The sequence below is a fragment of the Luteibacter rhizovicinus genome (genome assembly GCF_004342265.1).
Classification (GTDB): Bacteria; Pseudomonadota; Gammaproteobacteria; order Xanthomonadales; family Rhodanobacteraceae; genus Luteibacter; species Luteibacter rhizovicinus_B.
The window spans coordinates 58,951-80,172 of sequence record NZ_SMCS01000009.1; the positions used below are offsets into that span (position 1 = coordinate 58,951).

Sequence of the window (21,222 nt, forward strand, 5' to 3'; positions counted from 1 at the left end):
GCGACGCCATCCGTGACGTCGGGGACACGGGGTGTCCCGGGTGGTGGCCTTTCCAGAAAACACGATTCCAGAAGGGGCAGCACCATCTGCGCAGGCCGGATTTGCGAGAAACCCGATTAAGCGATCCCGCTAGCGACGACGGCGTTTCCATGCCTACACGAGCTCCTTGCTCGTCGTCATCGCGCGCTGATAGCGCCTGCGGTCTTTGACGGCGACCTCGATCTTTCGATCGGGGCTGCCTTCAAAAACATGCCCACGCCGGACAGTGCCGGCGCGGGACTTGATTCTTACTTGGTGGTGACGGTCGACGTATCGACAGCGACACCCACGCCCATCGTGCTCGACAGCGAGATCTTCTGGAGGTACTGGCCCTTGGCGGCAGCCGGCTTGGCCTTCAGCAGATCGGCGATCAGCGCATTCAGGTTGTCGGCCAGCTGGGCAGCGTCGAAGCTTGCCTTGCCGATCGTGGCGTGAATGATGCCGCCCTTGTCGTTACGGAACTTGACCTGACCCGCCTTGGCGTTCTTGACCGCCGTAGCGACGTCGGCCGTGACCGAGCCGTCCTTCGGGTTCGGCATCAGGCCACGGGGACCGAGCACCTGACCGAGCTTACCGACGACGCGCATCGCGTCCGGCGTAGCAATGACGCGGCCGTAGTTCAGATCGCCAGCGGCCATCTTCTCGGCCAGGTCGTCCATACCGACGGCGTCGGCGCCCGCGGCAAGAGCCGCGTCAGCCTTTTCGCCAGCCGGCACGAACACAGCGACGCGGATCGTCTTGCCGGTGCCGTGCGGCAGCAGCGAGGAACCACGAACGCCCTGATCGGACTTCTTCGCGTCGATGCCGAGGCGAACCGAAACGTCCACCGACTCGGCGAACTTGGCCTTGGCGTTGTCCTTGACGATCTTCAACGCTTCGTCGAGACCGTAGGACTTGCCGTGCTGCACAGCGGCCGTTGCCGCCTTCATACGCTTAGTGAGCTTTGCCATGTCTTAACCCTCCACTACCAGACCCATGCTGCGCGCGCTGCCGGCGATCGTACGCACGGCGGCATCCAGATCGGCAGCCGTGAGATCCGGCTCCTTCTGCTTCGCAACATCTTCCAGCTGGGCACGAGTGACCTTGCCCACCTTATCGGTGTTCGGCTTCGGCGAACCCTTCGCGACGCCGGTGATCTTCTTGAGAAGGATCGTGGCGGGCGGGGTCTTCGTGATGAAGGTGAAGGTACGGTCGGAATAGGCCGTGATGATCACGGGGATCGGGAGACCCGGCTCCAGCTTCTGCGTGGCGGCATTGAACGCCTTGCAGAATTCCATGATGTTCAGACCGCGCTGACCGAGGGCGGGACCCACCGGCGGCGACGGGTTAGCCTGACCGGCCTTAACCTGCAACTTGATGTAACCAATGACTTTCTTTGCCATTCGACTATCCTCGCGAGTTCAGACGCCTGTGAGGCTCCTCGCTGTAAGACTTCCCTGAATACCTGGGTTCGCTGCCTGCGAACCCCTGAAACACGGACACGCCGGGCCGAAAGGCGCCAGCGTGAACCGAGCATTATAGGCATCCGGCCGGGCTTAAGCAAACCCTGTGCCGAAGGAGCTGGCCGTCAGGCCTTCTCCACCTGACCGAATTCGAGTTCGACCGGGGTCGAGCGACCGAAAATGAGCACCGCGACACGCAGGCGGCTCTTTTCGTAGTTCACTTCCTCGACCACACCGTTGAAATCGTTGAACGGGCCTTCGGTAACGCGGACCATTTCGCCCGGCTCGAAAAGCACCTTGGGGCGCGGCTTCTCCACACCCTCGCGGACGCGGCTGAGAATATTATCGGCTTCGCTGTCGCGGATAGGCAGCGGACGGTCCGCCGTACCACCGATGAAACCCATGACCTTCGGGGTTTCCTTGACCAGATGCCAGCTTTCGTCGTCGATACGCGGCGACTTGCCGGTGGTATCGGTTTCGATCTGGACCAGGACATAACCGGGGAAGAACTTGCGCTCGCTGCGACGCTTCTGGCCGCCGCGCATCTCGATGACTTCCTCGGTCGGAACCAGGATTTCACCGAATCTTTCTTCCATGCCTTCGCGCTTAATGCGCTCGTCAAGCGCGCGCTTGACCTGATGTTCGAAACCAGAATAGGCGTGAACCACGTACCAGCGCTTGCTCATGCCTTACCTCAATGTCCGAGCTTAAGCAGCCAATCGAGCACGACCGTCTTCAGCAAGAAGTCGATCAGCCCCATCAGCAGCGAGAGAATGATGACAACCACGATGATGATACCCGTGGTCTTCAGCGTTTCGTCGCGCGACGGCCAGACGACCTTGCGCAGCTCGAATTGGGATTCGGCGAAGAATACGCGCAGTTTGCGACCCGGCTGGGTGAAGGCACCGATAGCGAATGCGGCCACGATGGCCGCGATAACGCCAACCACGCGCGCAGCCTGCGGCACGCTGGCGTCATTACTGAAATAGTAAAAGCCGACGATACCCGCGGCGAGCACGACGAACGCAAGCGCAAGCTTGCCGATGTCGGCGGGGCCCATACCCTTGGCTTGTTCTGCCTTAGTGTTCATACGCACTTGGGCGGGTACCGTACGGACGCCCGGGGGCACGAGGCCTCACGATCATCCTTCGTCACCCACCCTTGGTCCTCTGGAATGGCACGCCAGGAGGGACTCGAACCCCCAACCTGCGGTTTTGGAGACCGCTGCTCTGCCAATTGAGCTACTGGCGTACTGATAAAACAGGGTAAACGCGATGGCGGGCAGCCTTTCGACTTACCCGCCTCGCGACCGGGTGCCGATTCGCTTCCGCGAATCGGCATCGCTTATCTTACTTGGTAATCTTCGAGACCACGCCGGCGCCGACAGTGCGACCACCTTCACGAATCGCGAAGCGCAGGCCGACATCCATGGCGATCGGGAAGCCGAGCTCGACAGAGAACTTCACATTGTCACCCGGCATCACCATTTCGACACCTTCCGGCAGCTTGATCGAGCCGGTGACGTCGGTGGTACGGAAGTAGAACTGCGGGCGATAGTTGCTGAAGAACGGCGTATGACGGCCACCCTCATCCTTCGAGAGGATGTAAACCTCGCCTTCGAAATCGGTATGCGGCGTAACACTGCCCGGCTTGGACAGAACCTGGCCGCGCTCGACGTCTTCACGCTTCAGACCACGGACCAGCACGCCGACGTTATCGCCAGCCTGCCCCTGATCCAGCAGCTTGCGGAACATCTCGACACCCGTGACAGTCGTCTGCTGCGTGGCCTTCAGACCGACCACTTCAGCCGAATCACCCACCTTGACGATGCCGCGCTCGACACGACCCGTGAGAACGGTGCCGCGACCCGAGATCGAGAACACGTCCTCGACCGGCAGCAGGAACGGCTTATCGATATCGCGCTCCGGCTGCGGAATCCAGCTGTCCAGCGCATCGACCAGCTTGACGATCGACGGCACGCCCATCTCGGACTGGTCGCCCTCGAGCGCCTTACGCGCCGAACCCGAAATGATCGGAGTGTCGTCGCCCGGGAAGTCATACTTCGACAGCAGTTCGCGCACTTCCATTTCGACGAGCTCGAGGAGCTCGGCGTCATCGACCAGGTCGGCCTTGTTCAGGTACACGACAATGTACGGTACACCGACCTGACGCGAGAGCAGGATGTGCTCGCGGGTCTGCGGCATCGGGCCGTCAGCGGCCGAGCAAACCAGGATCGCGCCATCCATCTGCGCCGCACCCGTGATCATGTTCTTCACATAATCGGCGTGGCCCGGGCAATCGACGTGACCGTAATGACGGTTCGGCGACTCGTATTCGACGTGGGCGGTCGAGATCGTGATGCCACGAGCCTTCTCTTCCGGAGCAGCATCGATCGAGCCGTAATCCTTGAATTCACCACCGAAGCGCTCAGCGCCAACCTTGGTGAGAGCCGCCGTCAGGGTCGTCTTGCCGTGGTCGACGTGACCGATGGTGCCGACGTTGACATGCGGCTTGGTGCGTTCGAACGTTTTCTTTGCCATGCGCGCTAAACCCCAATGGAGTCAATGAGTAATGAAAATAAAACCGAATCGGTATCGTGAAGTGGTGCTCATGACTGGAATCGAACCAGCGACCTCTTCCTTACCAAGGAAGTGCTCTACCGACTGAGCTACATGAGCACTGTACGCAACGCGCGAAGCTTCAATGGAGCGGGAGACGGGAATCGAACCCGCACAATCAGCTTGGAAGGCTGAAGTTCTACCATTGAACTACTCCCGCACTGCGCGGAACTCGTCTGGTGGAGGGAGGTGGATTCGAACCACCGAAGGCGTAAGCCAGCAGATTTACAGTCTGCCCCCGTTGGCCGCTTGGGTATCCCTCCAACAAAGAACGCCTATTGTCGCGAGCGCCCGTGAAACTGTCAACAGTTCTACACGTGTCGAGAACGTGCGAATGACAAGGCATGGCGCCCTAACGACAGCCCGGCGGACGGGGAGTCGCCAGGCAGCCGCGAAGTGTATCCATGCGCTCGCTCATTGGGAAGCCTGTCCGGCGATTTATATCGCGGATTTTTGCCGGATCGCGGTCACGAGGGGCTCCATCGCCCGCGACATTTCCATCAGTTTCAGCGCGTATTCCTGCAGGCGGAGATCGTCCTCACCCTTCGGCACCCAGGACGGAACGGGCGTCGGCCGACCGCCATCGGGACGGTCCAGAGCCACGAAAACCATCACGCAACTGGTGGCCAGCCGCTCATCGCCGCTGCGCAGATCTCGCGCAAGCACATCCACCGCCAGATGCATGCTCGAGGTACCCGTATGGATCAGCCTTGCCCGCACCGTGACGAGATCGCCAATGAGAATGGGACCAAGAAACTGGATACCGCTGACCGACGCGGTGACGCAATACGCCCCGCTCCAACCCACCGCGCAGGCGTAGCCCGCCTGATCCAGCCATTTCATGGCCATGCCGCCGTGGACCTTGCCGCCGAAATTCACATCCGTCGGCTGGGCCAGAAAGCGAAAATTGACCTCGCGCTGCGTACCCGGCATGTCCCGACCCCATGATGGCAAACCCGCATTATGCCTTGCGATGTCGCTTGCCGAGCGTCGCAGGCTCGCTTAGATTCGCGGTAAGCCCCGGGGGAACACTACGATGGTGTTGCACAGCGTGGCATCTCGACTGGCGATGGGCGTCGTACTCGGATCGGCGATCGTCATGCTGACCACGGGCGGATTGCTGCTCGTCCATACACGCGAGCAGGTGCTGGATCAGACCCAGCGCGAATACACCGCCCTGGCCTCCGGAGCGGCGCAACGCATTCAGAACCGGATCGATGGCGTGGGCGACGTGGCCCAGGTTCTCGCCGGCATGCTGGGCACGCGGCGCGACCAGGCACAGGGACTGATCCGCGACGCATTGGCGTCGAATCCGGACATCGTGAATATCACCGCGGCCTTCGTGCCTCGCGACAACGCGGCCCTGCGCGAAGACGACGCGCCTGTTGCCAGGCGTGCGAAGGATGGTCGGATCACCCTCGCCAGTCGTGTGGGCGAGTCCGAACTCTACTGGTCCGCTCCATGGTTCATACGCGGCCTGAATTGCGACAGGGGCTGCTGGCAACCGCCCTTTCGCTCCTTCGACCGCGAACAGACGCTGATCGGTTATTCGGTCGCGATACCGGGCAAGAACATACCGGTGATTGGCGTCGCCGACGTCACTGTCAGCATCGAATGGTTGCAGGCGGCGCTGGGCGAACTGGAAAAAACGCCACACGCGTACGCGTTCGTGCTGGACGGAAATGGCGACTTCCTCGCACACGAATGGACCTCCTACATCAGCACGCGGGGCAGCACCGCGCTCCTGAGCGCCCTGGCGAACGGCAAGGGCGCGCCGGTACGCCTGACTCCCGAGGAAGGCGGCCGTATCAGCGAACCCGTGTGGGTGTATTTCGTTCCCGTAAAAGGAACCCGCTGGACGTTCGGACTGGTCGTTCCCGAACGTCAGATATTCACCGGCGTCCGGCGCAATTTTCTTGTCGACGCAGGACTGGGCGCCCTCACTCTCTTCGGGGTCTTCCTTATCGCGATCCTGCTCGCACGCCGGCTGATGGCACCGCTCGGCGTACTGGCCGACCGTGCCGAACATGTCGCGCGCGGCGAGCTGGATTTCGCGCTGCCCACGCTGCGCGGCGACGATGAGGTGGCCCGCCTCAACCGGGCATTCGACGATATGCGCCGGCAGCTGGCGGTGCATATCGAGGGCGCCAAACGTAGCGCGCGCGACCAGGCGCGCATGGCCAGCGAGCTGGAAATCGCACGACAGATCCAGCTCGCCCTGCTACCCGAACCGCACTATGTCGCCGACAACGGCAAGCTCGAACTTTACGCCACCCTTCAGCCGGCCAGCGCCGTGGGCGGCGATCTGTACGCCTATTTCATGCTCGGTGCGGATCATCTGTGCGTAATGGTCGGCGACGTATCGGACAAGGGCATTCCCGCAGCCTTATTCATGGCCCGCACGATCACGCTTGCCCGCACGGTGGCCACGCATGCGCGCTCTCCACGCGACATTCTCGCCGTACTGAATCGTGAACTGTGCAAGGACAACGACACCTGCATGTTCGTTACGCTGCTGTGCGGCGTGATCGAAACCGAAACCGGCATGCTGTCGCTCGCCAGCGCGGGACACGAACAGCCGGTGCTGCACGCCGGTGGCACGACCAATCTTGTCGATGTGGAGACCGGACCCGCACTCGGCCTCGACAGCGCGGCCAGCTATCCTGTCCGGGTGCTCACACTGCTGGAGGGCGACACGGTTCTCATGTACACCGACGGCGTCAGCGAGGCTCACAACGACCGTCAACGCCTGTATGGCGCGCAATCCCTGCTCGATAGCGTGGCACGCGTCGAGGAAGGCTCGGCACCTGAGGCTTATGTCGACCGCGTACTGAGCGACGTGGATACCTACGTGGAAGGTCGCGCGCCCTACGACGATATCGCGCTGCTGGCCCTTACCTGGCGCGAGGCACGAAGCGAGGGGGTTCGCATCGATGCGGCTGCACATTCGTAATCGCCTGCACGAAGTATTCGACGCGCTCGATCATGCCGAGGATGCGCTGGATAAGGCTGCCCTCAATCCGTCGTTCCGCGCCGATATCCGGCTCGTACTGGAAGAGCTGATGGTCAATACCGTACGTCACGGTTATCCGGACGGGCGGGACGGCTCCATCGCCATAAAACTCGACATCAGGCCGCCCACCGTCACGGTGGAACTGCGCGACGACGCCATGCCATTCAACCCGCTGGGCATCGAGACGCCGGAGCTTCCAGGCGACCTCGCGCAACACGACGCGGTCGGCGGCCTGGGGGTTCATCTGGCCCGCAGCATCGCAAGCGACATGCACTACTCACGCGACGGCGACAGCAACCATGTCGTCATCCGTTTCGATCAATCCCTTTCGGAAGAAACCCCCGCATGATCCTGAATCTCCGCAGCGAGAGCCCCACCCCCAAGAGGAGCACGGTCTGGCTGGATGGCCGGCTCGACGCGGAGACCTATTCGCAATTCGACGAGGCGGTGCGCGACGTCACGCCCATGGTCGACAACGGCGGCACGCTGGTACTCGATCTCAGCGGACTGGAATACATCAGCAGCGCGGGCCTGCGCAGTCTGGCGCAGCTGCGCAAGGCCATGCACGACCGGGACGGCCGCACGCTGCTGCTCAACCCGCAACCGCAGGTGCGCAAGGTCTTCGACATCGTGAAAGCGGTGCCCGTCGCGGAGGTGTTCGCGGACATCGCGGAGCTGGATCAGTATCTGGATCTGATGCAGCGACAAGTGACCGGGCGAACGGACTTGCAGCCGACCAGCGAATAGCTACCCGGCGCACTACTCACCTACCGACAAACCCCCTCCCCTCGAAGTCACTCCGACGCGCGGAACGCTTGCCAATAAGATAAGTACTCGCTAATGTGATGCCATGGTAGAGAACGACATCTTCAAAGCCCTGGCCGACCCGACCCGCCGCACGATCTTCGGAAAACTGGCGATCGGCAGCATGAACGCCAGTGCTTTGCGGGAAGGTATGGAGATCAGTCAATCGGCCATGTCCCAGCACCTTTCCGTTCTGCGCAACGCAAAGCTGGTGCGCGAAGAACGGCAAGGCCGATTCGTCAATTACGAGGTCGACCCAGAGGGCCTGCTGCTCGTGGTCCGATGGCTGGCGAAGTATCGCGCCTACTGGCCGGCGCGGGTCGACACCTTGAAAGCGTTGCTGAAGGACATGGACCAATGAACGACATCGGGACCAAAACGCAGACGAAGGATGTAGTGCTCGAGTACGAACTCGATGCGTCGCCCGAAAAAGTCTGGCGGGCAATCAGCATCCCCGCATTTCGTGAAAAATGGCTGCCGACAGGAGCATTGGCCGATGTCGAGCCCGTTTCTTCGACGCCAGGCGAGGAAATTCGCTACAGGATGCGGGACGACGAGCCGCCCTTCCTCGAAAGCATCGTGACGCTTCAAGTCGGTCCCAATGCCGTTGGCGGCACCGTACTCAGAATCACCCATGGGCTGGACGACGCACGACTGGTGCGCCACGCGCAGACAGCCGCGAACGACAGCTGGCCCTACCTCATGTGCGCCGCCTGACGCCTTGAACCAACAACAAATCCGGAAAACAGGAGTTCGCCCATGCGCGAAGCGATGCAACTCGTCCCTATGGTCGTCGAACAATCCAGCCGGGGAGAACGGTCCTTCGACATCTATTCGCGGCTTCTGCGCGAGCGCATCGTCTTCCTGAGCGGCGAAGTCAACGACGAGGTATCCGCAGTGATTTGCGCGCAGCTCCTTTTCCTGGAAGCCGAGAACCCGGAAAAGCCGATCCATCTGTACATCAATTCGCCTGGCGGCGTCATTACAAGCGGCTTCGCCATGTACGACACCATGCGCTACATCAAAGCGCCCGTGCATACGCTGTGCATGGGAACGGCCCGCTCCATGGGTTCGTTTCTGCTGATGGCGGGTGAGCCGGGCGAGAGAGCAGCACTCGCCAATGCGAGTCTGCACGTCCATCAACCGCTAGGCGGCGTTCAAGGGCAGGCGTCGGATATCCTCATCCAGGCCGAAGAGATGCAACGGACCAAGCATTGTGTCACCCGGCTTTATGCCGAACATTGCGGGCGCACCTACGAGGAAGTCGAGCGCACTCTCGATAGAGATCACTTCATGACATCGGAGGAAGCGATGGAATGGGGATTGATCGACCGCGTCATCAAGGGACGGAACGCTGGCGCCTGAAGCGCGCTATAAAAAAGGCCCCTTTCGGGGCCTTTTTTAATCAGACATTGAACCGGAAGTGCAGCACGTCGCCTTCCTTCACGATGTATTCCTTGCCTTCCAGACGGAGCCGCCCCGCTTCTTTCGCGCCAGCCTCGCCCTTATACGTAACGAAGTCGTCGTAGCCGATCGTTTCGGCGCGAATGAAACCACGCTCGAAGTCGGTATGAATGACGCCTGCTGCCTGCGGTGCCGTGGAGCCCGCGCGCAGCTGCCATGCGCGCACTTCCTGCACTCCGGCGGTGAAATAAGTCTGCATGCCCAGCAGGCGGTAGCCCGCGCGAATCACGCGATTGAGGCCCGGCTCGTCGATGCCCAGGCTGGCAAGGAATTCGTCGCGATCGGCGTCGTCCAGCTGCGAGAGCTCTTCTTCGATCGCGGCACAGACCGGCACCACCTCGGCGCCTTCGGTCGCTGCGTGCGCACGTACGGCGTCCAGATGCGGGTTGTTCTCGAAACCGTCTTCCGCGACGTTCGCGATGTACATCAGCGGCTTCATGGTGATCAGGAACAGGTCGCGGACGAGTGCCTTCTCGTCCGCATCCAGCCCCAGCGAACGCGCGGACTTGCCCGCATCGAGACCGGCCTGCAACTTTTCAAGCACCGGCTTCTTCGCCATCGCGTCCTTGTCATTGGCCTTGGCGGCGCGCGTGGCGCGATCCAGCGCCTTCGCGACCGACTCAAGGTCCGCCAGCGCCAGCTCGGTATCGATCGTCTCGATGTCCGCGATGGGATCGACCTTGTTCGCCACGTGGATGACGTTGCCGTCATCGAAACAGCGTACGACATGGGCAACCGCGTCGACTTCGCGAATATGCGCGAGGAACTTGTTACCCAGGCCCTCGCCTTTCGACGCGCCCGCAACGAGGCCCGCGATATCGACGAACTCCATGGTCGTGGGAACCACGCGCTGCGGCTTCACGATGGTCGACAGCGCTTCCAGGCGGGGATCGGGCACAGGCACGATGCCGGTATTCGGTTCGATCGTGCAGAACGGGAAATTGGCCGCTGCGATACCCGCCTTGGTCAAGGCGTTGAACAGGGTGGACTTGCCGACGTTAGGCAGACCGACGATGCCGCATTTGATGCCCATGGGACGTCCAGAATCAGAGTGAGAGATGAAGGCCTCAGGCCTTCGTATGCAATCGCTTCATCGCTTCGTCGAAGCGACCTTCGATTGCCAGCGGCAGCACGTCGAACGCGCGGTCGATGCCTTGCATGATCGCGTCTTCGTCGGCGACCGACGGGCGCCCGAGCACCCACGGCGTGACTTTATCCTTGTGGCCAGGATGGCCGATGCCGACACGCATCCGGTGAAACTTGCCGTGACCCAGGTGAGCCACGATATCGCGCAGGCCATTCTGGCCGCCGTGCCCGCCGTCGAACTTGAGGCGCACCGTACCCGGATCGAGGTCGAGTTCGTCGTGGGCGACGAGACACTCTTCGGGAGCGATCTTGTAATAGCGCAGCGCCGATGCAACGGCGATGCCGCTTTTATTCATGAAGGTCGAGGGCTTCAGCAGCCAGACCGTTTCTCCGTCGATACGCAGCTTGCAGATCTCGCCATGCAGCTTGCCGTCGAATCCGAAACGTTCTCCCTGGTCCATTGCCAGGGCGTCAACAAACCAGAACCCGGCATTGTGCCGGGTTCTGACGTATTCGGCCCCGGGATTGCCGAGGCCGACGATGAGACGAAGTCCCGCCATGCTTTACGAAGAAACGAAGGTGGCCCGCGACGTACCAGACGCACGGGCCACCGCCGATTACTTCTTGTCGGCCGGCTTTTCTTCGGTCGGGGCAACAGCCTCGGCCGGAGCGGCGTCGACTTCTTCCTTGACCGACGCCACGGTGACGATGGCGACATCGTGTTCCTTGCCGAGCGCCAGCTCGGGGATCACGACGTTCTTCGGAAGCTTCACTTCCGAAAGGTGGATGATGTCGCCAGCCTTCAGCTCGCCCAAGTCCAGCTCGAGGAATTCCGGCAGGTCCTTCGGCAGGCACGAAACCGTGACTTCCGTGAGGTTGTGCGAAATCACCAGACCCGCGGTCTTGCCAGCCGGCGACTTTTCCTGGTTCAGGAAGTGAACCGGGATAGCGACGCGGATGGCTTCGTTCTCGTTGATGCGCAGGAAGTCCATGTGCAGCATCAGCTGCTTGAACGGATGCTTCTGGTGGTCGCGCACGAGCACCTTCTGCACCTTGCCGTCGATGTCCAGATCGAGGACCGACGATGCGAACGACTCGTCGCGGTAAGCGAGGAGGATCGTGTTGTGCAGGATCTGGATGCTCTGCGGCTCCTGGTTGGAGCCGTAGACGACTGCCGGGACGTAACCCGCACGACGCAGGCGGCGGCTCGCACCTTTCCCCTCGTCCTTGCGGATTTCCGCCTTGATGTTGTGATTCGTTGCCATGGGTGTTGCCTCGTTGATAAAAACCACCTCGCGGTGGTTGGTGCGACTTCCCCGCGACCAGGGAAGCCGTGAAACTCAGTCGATATAGAGCGAGCTGACCGATTCGCCGAAAGCGATGCGCCGGATGGTCTCGGCAAGCAGTTCCGCGACGGACAACTGGCGGATTTTCGCACATCCCAGCGCATCGGCGCGCAGGGGGAGCGTATTGGTCACCACCAGCTGGTCCAGCTGGGAGTTCTCGATATTGGAAATCGCAGCGCCCGAGAGCACCGGATGCACACAGTATGCCACGACCCGGCGGGCGCCCTTTTCCTTCAGGGCGGCGGCGGCGGCGCACAGGGTGCCGGCCGTATCGACGATATCGTCGACCAGGACGCAGGTCTTGCCTTCCACGTCGCCGATGATATTCATGACCGTGGCCACATTGGCCTTGGGACGGCGCTTGTCGATGATCGCCAGATCGGCGTCGTCGAGGCGCTTGGCCAGGGCGCGGGCGCGAACCACGCCACCGACGTCCGGGCTGACCACGATCAGGTCGTCCATGCTGTGGTGGCGCCAGATGTCGGCCAGCAGCACGGGCGAGGCGTAAACGTTATCCACGGGGATATCGAAGAAGCCCTGGATCTGATCGGCGTGAAGATCGACCGTGAGAACGCGGTCGACGCCCGCCGTGGCGATCATTTTGGCGGCCAGCTTGGCCGTGATCGGCACGCGCGCCGAACGCGGGCGACGATCCTGACGGGCATAGCCGAAATACGGCATGACCGCCGTGACGCTGGCGGCCGACGCGCGCTTCAGCGCATCCACCAGCACCAGCAGGTCGAACAGGTTTTCCGCGCTGGGCGCGCCCGTCGGCTGAATGACGAACACTTCCTGCTTACGTACGTTTTCTTCGATCTCGATCTGCGCTTCGCCATCGCTGAAACGACCGATCAGCGCTTTGCCGAGCGGAACGCCGAGGCGCTGGGCGACATCTTCGGCAAGCGCGCGGTGCGCGTTGCCGGTAAACAGCATCGGGGTGGACGTATCCACAGGGAACCTCTTGGAATGAGTGAAGGGGGGTGTGCATGCCATCCCTCAAGGAGATGGCTGGGGCGGCAGGATTCGAACCTGCGTATGCGGGAATCAAAATCCCGTGCCTTAACCAGCTTGGCGACGCCCCAACAAACGCATTCGGCGGAACCTTTTCCGACCGTACTCACCGCCGACCTGCGGCTGTCTTCCTCTTCGTTATTGCTTAGCTGCCCGGCGTGCCAGGATCCGTTGCCGCGCAAGGTGCAGCGGTGACGGGTCCACACCCGCCGCCACATGGGCGACGAAGGCTTCCGGACAGCGCAAGGCAACGCCAAGCGCCGCCTCGTGTGTTCGTGTTTCCAGAAAAACGCAGCCGCCGCTGCCGGAAAGGCGCGCGCGGCCATGTCGACCCAGCCAGTCCAGCGCCGCGGCCACCCGGGGGTGTCGCGCGCGAACCGCCGGTTCGAAGGCATTTTCAGCCGAATCGCCGGAAACAAAGGATGAAATTGTCGCTGGCGCAGCATTTCGTGTCAATTCGGATGCCTGGAACAAGGCTGCCGTAGGTACGTGTTCGCGGGGGTCGAGCACCACGTACCAACGCCTAGGGAGCTTGATCGGCGAAAGACGCTCGCCCACGCCTTCGGCCCAGGCGGAGCGTCCACGAACGAAAACGGGAACGTCGGCACCGAGTTTCAGCCCCAGCGTCGCCAAAGCGTCCTCGTTCAGTCCGGTGCCCCACAGGGCATTGAGCCCCACCAGCACGGTGGCAGCATCGGAACTGCCGCCGCCGAGTCCCCCACCCATCGGAATGCGCTTGCGAACCTCGATCTCGGCGCCAAGCGAGACACCCGTATGTCCGGCCAGGAGGCGCGCGGCACGTACGGTCAGGTCGGCCTCTTCCGCCACGCCGTCGACCGCGACGGGACGTGCGATGGCGCCATCGGCACGTACGCGCAGACGGACCTCGTCGCCCCAGTCGAGCAGGCGAAAGACCGTCTGCAACTCGTGGTAGCCATCGGGACGACGACCGGTGATGCGCAAAAACAGGTTCAGCTTTGCCGGCGCGGGCCATACCGTCCAGTCGCCGGCAGCTAACGGTTTCAGTTCGCGACTCATGAAGACGCGCAGACGATCGGGAAAGCCATTCTCGCGATCCCGCTCCAGGGCGAACGCGAACTCCGGTGCGCGCTTGTCCTTCACCACGAAACCGTGTTTCGCGTAGAACGGCGCATTCCACGGCACATCGGCCAGCGTGCCGAGGTCGACCCGGCGAAACCCCGCTTCCCGCGCCCACTCGCACGCGTGTTCGAGCAAGCTCGCACCGATGCCCCGGCGGCCATAGGCGGGAAGCACATCGATTTCGGCGATACCGACGGTATCGCCCCCCTGCTCCACATCCAGGCAGACGAAACCCACGACGACGTCGCCGTCGAGCGCGATCCAGACGAAACCCCGGGTGATCAGGTCGTGGACGACGTCGCGCGGCAGGGTCATCGTCGAATACGACGGCCACGCTTCATGCCCGCGAAACAGCTCGACAGCCGCGCGCTCGATATCGCACAGGATATCGGCCTGCGAAGGTTCGGCACGCGCGATTCGGATGGGCATGGGAGGGCCGCGGAAGAAAGGTCGGGATTATAGTCGGACGCGTTGCGCGCGATGCCCTACCAAGCTATCGCTGGGTCAGACATGGCGCGCAGCGCAACCGAGCGTCGCGTCAATCGAACTTCCACGATTCGATCGACAAGCGCACCTTGTACGGCGGACGCTCCGCGAAGACTTTCAATGGCAGCGCCGGATCGCGCGTCGCATCCCATGCACGGTAATCGACCTGCCAACCGTCCTGAGTGATGCGCGACGGCAGCCGGTCGGCGCCGAAAGCTATGTCTGCCGCGCCGCTGTCCGCGCGCAACCCAAGCACCCAGGCACGCAGGTCGCGCATGGGCAGTTGCCAGCCAAGCGTGCGCGCCATCAGCGACTCGGCGTCGGCGCCGCGCTGCGGGCCGCCGTCCAGCCCTTCCAGCTCGGCTCCCTCGGGACCGCCGCTCAGGCGGAAGCTCTTGCCCGTCACTGGTCCGCGCACGGTGAATTCGTAGCGGTCGCCGCTCTGGTGCCAGACCAGCGTGCCGCTGCCGCCATCCTGTCCGTTGGACACGGACAGCTTGCCCTCGACTGTCCAGCGATCCTTGCCCGCGAGCGCCCGCTCCCTGCTTTCCTGCGCGCCCAGCATGGCGGCATCGCCCTGCTGACGGACGATGGGGGCGGTACAGGCGGCGAGGAACATCAGCGGCAATGCCGCGACAACGAAACGCAACCTCACGGCTTCAACCTCTGCTCGGTACTCCGCAAGGTCGCGTTTTTCGGGTCGAGCTTGCGCACTTCATCGAGTACGCGCTTCGCTTCGCCGTGTTCGCCGCGCTTCCAGAGCACCTCGGCCAGATGCACGCCGACGTCGGCGTCCTTGCGTGCACCCCAGGCACCGCGCAGCGTCTGTTCGGCGCTGTCGAGACGGCCCTGACGGTATTGCAGCCAGCCCCAGGAATCGGCGATAGCCGGATCGTTCGGGCGCGCCGAGCGCGCGGCCTGCAGGAGCGTCTGTGCTTCGTCGAGGTCGCGATCGCTGTCGGCCAGCGTGTAACCCAGCGCGTTGCTTGTCTCGACGTCGCCGGGTTTCAGTTCCAGTACGCGGCGGAAGTCAGCCACGGCCAGATCGATCTTGCCCGCCTCCGAATACGCGAGACCACGGCCGTACAGCATCTCCGGATCGTCCGCCTTCACACGCAGCGCATGCGAATACGCGTCGGCGGCCTCGTTGAAGCTGCCCTCCCGCATGTATAGCTCCGCATCCAGACCGAACGCCTTGCGCAGACTGTCGGGCTGGTCCGCGTAAGCGGTCTGCAGGTCGGCAACGAGCGCGTGCGCTTCGTCTTTCTTGCCCTGGCCATCGAGCACCACCGCGCTACGCACCGACGCGTCGAAAGCATGCGCATCGTCGTCGGGAACGTCGGCGTACCAGTCCAGCGCGTCTTCTTTCTTGTCCAGCATTTCGGCCAGTTGCCCGAGCGTGAAGGCACTGTCCGCCTGCTCGTCGTCGGGGCGACGCTGGATTTCCTCATACAGGCGACGCATGGCGGCTTTGTCGTTGGCACGTGCGGCCAGCGTGGTACGCAACGCATAGGTATCGGCGTCCTGCGCGCCGGTGGACAACACCTTCGTCGCGCCAGCTTCGTCGCCTCCCTGCGCCAGCAGGGTCGCGTAGGCCAGGCGCAGACGCGCGTTCTTCGGGTCTTTCTGCATGGCCTTGGCGAACAGCACCCTGGCGCCCGCCGGGTCCTTCGCACGGAATTTCTGCTGAGCGGCCCAGGCGTACGTTTCGGCGTTGTGGAAACGCGCCATCGCAGCCTGGCCCGTCCGGGCGGCGTAATCGTGGCGACCCAGGCCTTCGCCTAGCTCGGCCATCGCCAACCACGCCTGGGCGTCATTGGGCAGCCGCTGGGGCGTCGCGACCTGCTCGAGCAACTGGGCCGCCTGTGCCGCGTCGCGCGCCGACAGGATGATCCGGCCGAACTCGCGCCAGGCATCCGGATCGCCGGAAGACACCAGCAGTTCCAATTGTTGCCGCGCGTCGTCGGTATCGCCGCGATCCAGCGCGAGTCGCGCGCGCGTGCTGGCCATCTGGGCAGGCGTGGCGCCAAGGGCTTTCCAGCGATCCAGGGCCTGCCCGACGGCGGGAATATCGTGTACGGCCAGCGCCAGTTCGGTAGCGCGCGCGGCCACTTTCGGGTCATCCGTGAGGAAGGCCGCCCGGCCATAAGCCGCGGACGCGGCCTTGAGGTCGTTATGAGCCAGGGCGAAGTCGCCCTCCAGCAACTGGGCCGTCAGGTCCCGCTCGGGAGGAAGAATCGCCACCTGAAGATGGTCCAGAGGCTGGGCGCTGGCCGGTGTCCGGGCTACCCGCTCGGGAGCTGTCGCACAGCCCGCAAGGGCCGCCAGCGCGACCGCAACAGCCACAAAATGCCGCACTTGCTTGAACTTAGACCGCCCGCTCCGCACAATTCGTCTCCATTACACGCCTAAGAGGCATTCCGTTTAATTCCGGATGCCGCGCCCACAAGCTTAGCCTACGTCATACTGACCCAAGCACCCGTCGACAGCCGCGCACGTCATGCCACTCATCGCCCTCGGGCTCAATCACCTCACCGCGCCGGTCAGCCTGCGCGAACAGGTGGCATTCGACGCCACGGTCGCTCCGGAGGCGCTGGGCGACCTCGCCCGCCAGCCGGGCGTGGAAGAAGCGATGATCCTGTCCACGTGCAACCGGACCGAGCTTTACGTCAGCGTGGCCGAGGGTGCAGAGGCCGTCCCGCAGGCATGGCTGTCGCGTCAACACCGATTGACCCCGCAACGCCTCGATGAGTTCCTTTACCGTCACGACGAAAGCGATGCCGTACGCCACATGTTTCGCGTGGCAACTGGACTCGACTCGATGGTGCTCGGCGAACCGCAGATCCTCGGGCAGGTGAAGGACGCGTATCAGCAAGCCCGTTCCGCGCACGCCCTGCGCGCACCGATGGAACGCCTGCTCCAGCACACCTTCGCCGTCGCCAAACGCGTGCGCACGGATACGCGGATTGGCGCGCATACCGTATCGGTCGCCTATACCGCCGTGCGCCTTGCCGAGCAGGTCTTCACCGATCTCAAACAAGCCTGCGTCCTGCTGATCGGCGCCGGCGAAACGATCGAACTGGCCGCCCGGCACCTTGCCGACAAGGGCGTCCGCCGGCTGATCGTGGCGAACCGCACGCTGGAGAACGCGCAGGAACTGGCCACCCGTTACAGCGGCTACGCCATCGCGCTCGCCGACCTCCCGCAACATCTTGCCGAAGCCGACATCGTCATTTCGTCGACGGCGTCGCGCCAGCCCGTGGTCACGCGCGAGATGGTGTCCCACGCCATTTCCGCTCGCCGTCGCCGCCCGATGTTCATGGTGGACATCGCCGTGCCGCGCGACATCGAACCCGAGGTCGCTCGACTGAACGACGTGTTCCTCTACGGCATCGACGACCTGAAGCAGGTCATCGACGAAAACCGTCGCTCGCGGGAAACCGCCGCGCGCGAAGCCGAAGCGATCATCGACCTGCAGGTCGACCGTTACATGTCGTGGCGTCGCGCCCTCACCCTGCGCAATCCCGCCGTCGACATGCGCCAGGCCGCCGAAGCGCAGCGAGACGAGGTGCTGGGCAAGGCTCAGGCGATGCTCGCGCGCGGCCGCTCGCCCGACGAGGCGCTCGCATTCCTGGCCAATACGCTGACGAACAAGCTCCTGCACGCACCCAGCGCGCGACTGCGCGACGCCGCCCTCTCGGGCGATCTCGACCTGCTGCATGCCGCCGGTCGCCTTTACGGACTGGACGCGGAAGACGACGTTTCCGCATGATGCGCGGCCCTGGAGCCGGCAAACCTGCCTCCCTCCGTACAGCCCTTCCCCGACTGCGAGACGCATGACGCCCTCGATCCGCCGCAAACTCGAAGCCCTCGCCGAACGCCATGAGGAAATCGGCCTGTTGCTCAGCCAGCCCGACGTGCTGGCCGACAACAACCGCTTCCGCGAGCTGTCGCGCGAATACGGACAGCTCGAACCCGTCGTCACGTCGCTGCACGCCCACGACCTCGCCGAGCGCGAGCTGGCCGAAACGCGGGCCATGCTCGACGACCCCGAAATGCGCGACATGGCGGCCGACGACATCGACCGCATCGAGAAGCAGCTGACCGATCTCGACGCCGAGCTGCAAGTCCTGCTTCTGCCGAAAGACCCGCGCGACGAAGGCAACGTCTTCCTCGAAGTGCGCGCTGGCACGGGCGGCGACGAAGCGGCGCTGTTCGCCGGCGATCTCTTCCGCATGTACGCACGCTACGCCGAACGTCAGCGCTGGCAGGTGGAAATCCTCAGTGCCAGTCCCGGCGAACACGGTGGCTACAAGGAAGTGGTCGCGCGTGTCGAAGGCCGCGGCGCCTATTCGCGACTGAAGTTCGAATCGGGCACCCATCGCGTCCAGCGCGTACCGGACACCGAATCGCAGGGGCGCATCCACACCTCCGCCGCCACGGTCGCCATCCTGCCCGAGCAGGACGAGATCGACGATATCGAACTGCGCGACGCCGACCTCAAGGTCGATACCTTCCGCGCGTCGGGCGCCGGCGGGCAGCACGTCAACAAGACCGACTCGGCCATCCGCATCACCCACCTGCCCACCGGCACCGTCGTGGAATGCCAGGACGAGCGCAGCCAGCACAAGAACCGGGCGCGCGCCATGAGCCTTTTGAAAGCCCGCCTGCTGGACGTCGAGCGCAGCAAGCAGAGCGCCGCGCAGGCGGAGTCCCGCCGCCTTCAGGTCGGCAGCGGCGATCGCAGCCAGCGTATCCGCACGTACAACTTCCCGCAGGGCCGCATCACCGACCACCGCATCAATCTCACGATCTACCAGCTGGCCGAGACGATGCAGGGCGACCTGGACGAACTGATCGATACCCTGACCCGCGAATACCAGGCCGACGAACTCAGGTCGCTGACGGCCGCCTCGTAAACCCTCACTCCCCGCGCACGCCAAACAGTGCTAAACAGTGCCCTCCAACCCATCGGGGCACGTGCCGTGAGCGATTCGCGCAAGAAGGAATACGAAAAGACACTCGAAGCCTTGCAGATCGAGCTGGTCGGCCTCACCCGCTGGCTCCGGTCCACGGGCAAGCGGCTGATCGTGGTATTCGAAGGCCGCGATGCCGCCGGCAAGGGCGGCACGATCAAGGCAATCACCGACAAGCTCGATACCCGCGCAGCGCGTGTCGTCGCGCTTGGCAAGCCGAGTCCGGCGCAGGAAACGCAGTGGTACTTCCAGCGCTACGTCGAACACTTCCCGTCGGCTGGCGAATTCGTGCTGTTCGACCGCAGCTGGTACAACCGCGCGGTCGTCGAACCGGCCATGGGCTTCTGTACCGACGAACAATGCGAGGCGTTCCTCGCCGCCTGCCCCACCTTCGAGAAACTCGTCGCCGACGATGGCGTGATCCTGCTGAAATACTGGCTGACCGTCGATCAGGCCGAACAGGAAAAGCGGTTCGCCGAACGTGCGGACGATCCGTTGAAGCGCTGGAAACTCTCGCCCGTCGACATGAAGATGCGCGAGAAATACGGCAAGGTCGGCAAGCTGCGCAATGCGATGATCGAACGGACGCATGCGGAAAACGCGCCGTGGTTCGTGGTCGATTTCAACGATCAGAAGGCGGGTCGATTGAACCTCATACGGCACCTGCTCGATCAGATTCCCGACCGGCGATTGCCGGACAAACCGGTGAAGTTGCCGAAGCTGAAGGACAAGCTGAAGCGCGAGGATGTGACTGCGGCGGCGCTACGGGTGCCGGTCGTTTATTGAAGCACCGGGGCGAAAACCGATTGCATCGCTGCGGATTCCGGCGTGCGCCGGAATGACGGTGAGGGGAATGTGGAACACGGCATTCGGATAACACTGTATCGTCATTCCGGCGCACGCCGGAATCCGCGGCGACCACGCAAGGCAAGCGACAATCTCCGACCGCTTTACGCCCGGGCCCGCCGCCGAATCTCCCGCTTCGGCAACCGCCCATTCCGCGACAACCTCAGCCACTGCCGCAATGCCAGCAGCCCACCGATCGATTCGATCATCGCAGCCGGCACCCACATGATCAGGCCACCGATCAACTGGCCCGTCAGCACGTTCATGGTGAACGCGCGACCACAGATTTCGAAGATGGGATACAGATCGGTTTTCGAAAACGTGACGATGGCGCCCGCCACGATCTGCGGCGTCATGGTGATCGCCGGCGACAATACGCGCACACCGGGCGACATGCGCCCCGGAGGTTTCGGCCGGTGGTCGAGCACGATCCACCAGTAAGCCAGCCCGCTCACGATCATCGACCAGTTCATCGCGCGATAGATCCGCCAGTCCAGCATCGCCAGCGTCTGCATCGGCGGGATCAGCCAGACGAGAATCAGCGCAACGAAGGTAGCCGTCACGAAGGTCGGATTGAGCAATACCGCGAAAACGCCGCGCCAGGCGCGCGACTGCTGAACCGGCCGCAGCCAACGCGCGCGCCAACGCAACGGAAGGCCGGCGCGCAGCACCGTTCCCGGATACGCGGCGATGATCATCAGCGGCGCGAGATGATGCAGCAGCACCTGCTGGATACGGTGCATGAAGAACTCATGCTCCGCGTAGTAATCGAAATAGGTGTGCAGGGACACATATACCGTCGCCATGCCCAGCCAGAAAGCCGCCTGCCGCAACGGCGATACATGCAGCCGTCGAGACCCGCGCCAGTAAAGAAACGACGTTGCCAGGAAGGTCGCGAGGAAAATCCACGAGAACTCCCACGGGACGATCCATTTCAACAGCACGCGACAGCTCCCGCGGAGCGCGAATGCGCCCTAACCGGCAGGCAGG

Annotated in this window: 23 protein-coding genes and 5 tRNA genes; 9 read left to right on the top strand and 19 right to left on the bottom strand. The window is 63.2% G+C overall.

Annotated elements, in window-relative coordinates; translation table 11 throughout:
- Window positions 1–287: 287 nt before the first annotated feature.
- The 10 genes from rplA to EC912_RS17505 all read right to left on the bottom strand — a co-directional run bounded on the left by rplA (window position 288) and on the right by EC912_RS17505 (window position 5,032).
- On the bottom strand, window positions 288–989 hold the full coding sequence (gene rplA / locus EC912_RS17460; protein WP_132146700.1) for a 50S ribosomal protein L1: 702 nt from the start codon (window positions 987–989) through the stop codon (window positions 288–290).
- A 3-nt stretch (window positions 990–992) separates the two neighbouring features.
- Complete coding sequence (rplK, locus tag EC912_RS17465; RefSeq protein ID WP_132146703.1) at window positions 993–1,421, bottom strand: 50S ribosomal protein L11; 429 nt, start codon at window positions 1,419–1,421, stop codon at window positions 993–995.
- A 185-nt stretch (window positions 1,422–1,606) separates the two neighbouring features.
- Window positions 1,607–2,167 carry a transcription termination/antitermination protein NusG gene (gene nusG, locus EC912_RS17470; protein ID WP_132146706.1) on the bottom strand — a complete coding sequence of 187 codons (561 nt, stop codon included), beginning with the start codon at window positions 2,165–2,167 and terminating at the stop codon, window positions 1,607–1,609.
- An 8-nt stretch (window positions 2,168–2,175) separates the two neighbouring features.
- Entirely contained in the window at window positions 2,176–2,571 is a 396-nt protein-coding gene (gene secE / locus EC912_RS17475; RefSeq protein WP_132146709.1) for a preprotein translocase subunit SecE, read from the bottom strand.
- A gap of 85 nt (window positions 2,572–2,656) precedes the next feature.
- Window positions 2,657–2,732: transfer RNA gene (locus EC912_RS17480), tRNA-Trp, on the bottom strand.
- Between the two features lie 98 nt (window positions 2,733–2,830).
- On the bottom strand, window positions 2,831–4,021 hold the full coding sequence (tuf, locus tag EC912_RS17485) for an elongation factor Tu (protein WP_132146712.1): 1,191 nt from the start codon (window positions 4,019–4,021) through the stop codon (window positions 2,831–2,833).
- A gap of 62 nt (window positions 4,022–4,083) precedes the next feature.
- Window positions 4,084–4,159, bottom strand: a tRNA-Thr gene (locus tag EC912_RS17490).
- Window positions 4,160–4,185: 26 nt separating this feature from the next.
- A tRNA-Gly gene (locus EC912_RS17495) sits at window positions 4,186–4,259 on the bottom strand.
- Between the two features lie 17 nt (window positions 4,260–4,276).
- Window positions 4,277–4,362 (bottom strand) — tRNA-Tyr (locus EC912_RS17500).
- Window positions 4,363–4,537: 175 nt separating this feature from the next.
- Entirely contained in the window at window positions 4,538–5,032 is a 495-nt protein-coding gene (locus EC912_RS17505) for an acyl-CoA thioesterase (RefSeq protein ID WP_132146715.1), read from the bottom strand.
- Window positions 5,033–5,135: 103 nt separating this feature from the next.
- Here EC912_RS17505 and EC912_RS17510 point away from each other — a divergent pair, with 103 nt between their 5' ends.
- The 6 genes from EC912_RS17510 to EC912_RS17535 all read left to right on the top strand — a co-directional run bounded on the left by EC912_RS17510 (window position 5,136) and on the right by EC912_RS17535 (window position 9,281).
- Window positions 5,136–7,052 carry a SpoIIE family protein phosphatase gene (locus tag EC912_RS17510; protein WP_132146718.1) on the top strand — a complete coding sequence of 639 codons (1,917 nt, stop codon included), beginning with the start codon at window positions 5,136–5,138 and terminating at the stop codon, window positions 7,050–7,052.
- Complete coding sequence (locus EC912_RS17515) at window positions 7,033–7,461, top strand: ATP-binding protein (protein ID WP_132146721.1); 429 nt, start codon at window positions 7,033–7,035, stop codon at window positions 7,459–7,461. The genes EC912_RS17510 and EC912_RS17515 overlap by 20 nt, the downstream gene beginning before the upstream one ends.
- Window positions 7,458–7,859 (top strand): STAS domain-containing protein, encoded by a 402-nt coding sequence (locus EC912_RS17520; protein ID WP_132146724.1) that lies wholly within the window; start codon window positions 7,458–7,460, stop codon window positions 7,857–7,859. The genes EC912_RS17515 and EC912_RS17520 overlap by 4 nt, the downstream gene beginning before the upstream one ends.
- A gap of 103 nt (window positions 7,860–7,962) precedes the next feature.
- Window positions 7,963–8,277, top strand: a complete 315-nt coding sequence (locus EC912_RS17525; protein WP_132146727.1) for an ArsR/SmtB family transcription factor — start codon at window positions 7,963–7,965, stop codon at window positions 8,275–8,277.
- Window positions 8,274–8,633 carry an SRPBCC family protein gene (locus tag EC912_RS17530; protein ID WP_132146730.1) on the top strand — a complete coding sequence of 120 codons (360 nt, stop codon included), beginning with the start codon at window positions 8,274–8,276 and terminating at the stop codon, window positions 8,631–8,633. Before EC912_RS17525 ends, EC912_RS17530 begins: the two co-directional genes overlap by 4 nt.
- A 42-nt stretch (window positions 8,634–8,675) precedes the next feature.
- Complete coding sequence (locus EC912_RS17535) at window positions 8,676–9,281, top strand: ATP-dependent Clp protease proteolytic subunit (protein ID WP_132146733.1); 606 nt, start codon at window positions 8,676–8,678, stop codon at window positions 9,279–9,281.
- 40 nt (window positions 9,282–9,321) lie between these two features.
- Here EC912_RS17535 and ychF read toward each other — a convergent pair whose 3' ends face one another.
- The 8 genes from ychF to EC912_RS17575 form a co-directional block, all read right to left on the bottom strand.
- Window positions 9,322–10,413: a redox-regulated ATPase YchF gene (ychF, locus tag EC912_RS17540; RefSeq protein ID WP_132146736.1), complete on the bottom strand. Its 1,092-nt coding sequence runs from the start codon at window positions 10,411–10,413 to the stop codon at window positions 9,322–9,324.
- 34 nt (window positions 10,414–10,447) lie between these two features.
- Window positions 10,448–11,026, bottom strand: a complete 579-nt coding sequence (gene pth / locus EC912_RS17545; RefSeq protein ID WP_132146739.1) for an aminoacyl-tRNA hydrolase — start codon at window positions 11,024–11,026, stop codon at window positions 10,448–10,450.
- A gap of 57 nt (window positions 11,027–11,083) precedes the next feature.
- Entirely contained in the window at window positions 11,084–11,731 is a 648-nt protein-coding gene (locus EC912_RS17550) for a 50S ribosomal protein L25/general stress protein Ctc (protein WP_132146742.1), read from the bottom strand.
- A 75-nt stretch (window positions 11,732–11,806) separates the two neighbouring features.
- Window positions 11,807–12,745, bottom strand: a complete 939-nt coding sequence (locus EC912_RS17555) for a ribose-phosphate diphosphokinase (RefSeq protein WP_132146892.1) — start codon at window positions 12,743–12,745, stop codon at window positions 11,807–11,809.
- A 72-nt stretch (window positions 12,746–12,817) separates the two neighbouring features.
- Window positions 12,818–12,894: transfer RNA gene (locus EC912_RS17560), tRNA-Gln, on the bottom strand.
- A 67-nt stretch (window positions 12,895–12,961) separates the two neighbouring features.
- Entirely contained in the window at window positions 12,962–14,353 is a 1,392-nt protein-coding gene (gene ispE, locus EC912_RS17565) for a 4-(cytidine 5'-diphospho)-2-C-methyl-D-erythritol kinase (RefSeq protein ID WP_132146745.1), read from the bottom strand.
- Window positions 14,354–14,462: 109 nt separating this feature from the next.
- A complete protein-coding gene (gene lolB, locus EC912_RS17570) occupies window positions 14,463–15,065 on the bottom strand; it encodes a lipoprotein insertase outer membrane protein LolB (RefSeq protein WP_279389044.1) in 603 nt (200 codons plus the stop codon).
- The gene (locus tag EC912_RS17575) at window positions 15,062–16,756 is read right to left on the bottom strand and encodes a tetratricopeptide repeat protein (RefSeq protein WP_243649339.1); all 1,695 of its coding nucleotides are present in this window, start codon (window positions 16,754–16,756) and stop codon (window positions 15,062–15,064) included. The genes lolB and EC912_RS17575 overlap by 4 nt, the downstream gene beginning before the upstream one ends.
- 154 nt (window positions 16,757–16,910) lie before the next feature.
- Between EC912_RS17575 and hemA the strand changes: the two genes are divergently transcribed.
- The 3 genes from hemA to ppk2 all read left to right on the top strand — a co-directional run bounded on the left by hemA (window position 16,911) and on the right by ppk2 (window position 20,172).
- Window positions 16,911–18,182, top strand: a complete 1,272-nt coding sequence (gene hemA, locus EC912_RS17580) for a glutamyl-tRNA reductase (RefSeq protein WP_132146751.1) — start codon at window positions 16,911–16,913, stop codon at window positions 18,180–18,182.
- Between the two features lie 64 nt (window positions 18,183–18,246).
- Window positions 18,247–19,329, top strand: coding sequence for a peptide chain release factor 1 (gene prfA, locus EC912_RS17585; protein ID WP_132146754.1), 1,083 nt, complete (start codon window positions 18,247–18,249; stop codon window positions 19,327–19,329).
- Between the two features lie 66 nt (window positions 19,330–19,395).
- Entirely contained in the window at window positions 19,396–20,172 is a 777-nt protein-coding gene (gene ppk2 / locus EC912_RS17590; RefSeq protein WP_132146757.1) for a polyphosphate kinase 2, read from the top strand.
- Window positions 20,173–20,336: 164 nt separating this feature from the next.
- Here the strand turns inward: ppk2 and EC912_RS17595 are convergent, their stop codons facing one another.
- Window positions 20,337–21,173, bottom strand: a complete 837-nt coding sequence (locus EC912_RS17595; protein ID WP_132146898.1) for a cytochrome c oxidase assembly protein — start codon at window positions 21,171–21,173, stop codon at window positions 20,337–20,339.
- Window positions 21,174–21,222 lie beyond the last annotated feature (49 nt).